Below are 315 nucleotides of genomic sequence, written 5' to 3'. Positions count from 1 at the left end.
GCTTATGCCTTCGGCGTATTCAACAAGGCTTTCATACGCGCTAATCGCTCTTTCGGCGAAATCACTTCCGCTTCCGTGGGCACGGCGTCGCCCACATCGAGCTCCATTTCCTTGATGAAACGCGACGGGTCGCAATGGACTTGCTCACCAGCCCGCTTGCGCTTCTTGCACCAGCTGACATGCAAGGTGCGCTGGGCACGCGTGATGCCCACATACATCAGGCGGCGCTCTTCCTGAATGCGTGCGCCCATGGTTTCGGCCGGTGCATCGGCGTCGCCCTTGTGCGGCAGGATACCCTCTTCCACGCCAACCAGA

Annotated in this window: 1 protein-coding gene; it reads right to left on the bottom strand. The window is 60.0% G+C overall.

Translation table 11 applies throughout. From position 1 onward, the window contains the following. Positions 1–2: 2 nt before the first annotated feature. Positions 3–315 (bottom strand): 3'-5' exonuclease (locus tag ACO0LB_RS20775; protein ID WP_423052625.1); only part of this gene is annotated, 313 nt, incomplete at its 5' end.

The sequence above is a fragment of the Undibacterium sp. SXout7W genome (assembly GCF_049339385.1).
Classification (GTDB): Bacteria; Pseudomonadota; Gammaproteobacteria; order Burkholderiales; family Burkholderiaceae_D; genus Undibacterium.
Note: the sequence above shows the minus strand (reverse complement) of the source record. Positions and strands in the feature narration are given on the sequence as shown.